The 1210-nt window shown below is 73.2% G+C and carries 1 protein-coding gene and 1 pseudogene; one reads left to right on the top strand and one right to left on the bottom strand.

Features of this window, described 5'->3' with window-relative positions; translation table 11 throughout:
* A pseudogene (locus ACTIR_RS26575) lies at positions 1-330 on the bottom strand (hypothetical protein); the annotation flags it as partial.
* A gap of 191 nt (positions 331-521) precedes the next feature.
* On the opposite strand from ACTIR_RS26575, the gene ACTIR_RS0112005 reads away from it, so the two are divergent.
* Positions 522-1210, top strand: a 689-nt coding sequence (locus tag ACTIR_RS0112005; protein WP_154663744.1) for a carboxylesterase family protein, incomplete at its 3' end; no start/stop codon positions are given.

Here is a 1210-nt window from a genome sequence, read left to right as displayed (position 1 = left end):
GTCGAGCACGGGTGCGCCCGTGTTCTGCCGCGCCCAGGCCAGGTCGCACCCGCCGGGCAGTTCGCCGAGCCCACGGAGCCGCAGGATGCCGCCGGAGAGGTCACCACCCGCGGGTACCGCGGCGCCGTCGCGGGGGCCGTCCCCGTCGGCGATGCGCAGGTCCTCGATCGGCCGGATCCGACGTCCGCGCAGGTCGACGACGTACTCCGCATCGTGGTCGCCGTCGTCCGCGCGCCGCAGCGCGCCCAGCATGCTCCATTCGCCGGCCTGCCGCGCGTGTTCGAGCTCGGCCTCGACCGCGCAGGCGGCCTGTTGACGCCACTCGGCCATGCCACCCCTTTCGGTCCAGTCCGAGTAAACCAAGGGTGCGCGCTTCCGGCGCTCTCAGTAATCCCTGCGGGTTACGGGTGCCCGCCATGCGCGTGACACGGCCGACCGGTGGCCGGGGGCGAACCGCGTCGCGGACTTCGACGAAGAGATTTCGCGTTCGGCCGGTCGTAGGGTCCAATGGTCGGGTGGAGATGATCGCGAAGACCGAGTACGGAACCGTCCGCGGCCGGGACGCCGACGGCCTCGGGGTGTTCACCGGCATCCCGTTCGCCGCGCCGATCGAGGGGCCGCGCCGCTTCCTCCCGCCGGAACCACCCGCGCCCTGGGACGGCGTCCGGGACGCGGTGCGGTTCTCGGCACCGCCGCCGCAGGGTCCGATGGTGGACGGGATGCCGTCGCTGTGGAAGCCGAAGCACGGCCTCGACTGCCTGAGCGTGAACGTGTGGACCCCCGACGTGGGTGGTTCGGGCCTGCCGGTACTGGTGTGGATCTACGGCGGGGCGTTCCTCGTCGGGTCGTCGAACGAGCCCACCTACGACGGTTCCCGGCTGGCCCGGGACGGCGCCGTGGTGGTGAGCTTCAACTACCGGGTCGGCTTCGAGGGCTTCGGCCACCTGGCCGACGCGCCCGCCAACCGGGCGCTGCTCGACCAGGTGGCGGCGCTGCGCTGGGTGCACGACAACATCGCGAACTTCGGGGGCGATCCGGACAACGTCACCGTCTTCGGCGAGTCGGCGGGCGGCACGGCCGTCGCGGCACTGTTGACCTCGCCGCTGTCGGCGGGGCTGTTCCGCCGGGCCATCGCGCAGAGCATGGCGGGCACGCTGACCACCCCCGACGAGGCCAGGGCGACGGGCGAGGCGATCGCCGCCGCGGCGGG

Source organism: Saccharomonospora iraqiensis subsp. iraqiensis, from assembly GCF_000430445.1.
Classification (GTDB): Bacteria; Actinomycetota; Actinomycetes; order Mycobacteriales; family Pseudonocardiaceae; genus Saccharomonospora; species Saccharomonospora iraqiensis.
This window is presented reverse-complemented; position numbering and strand designations above follow the sequence as displayed.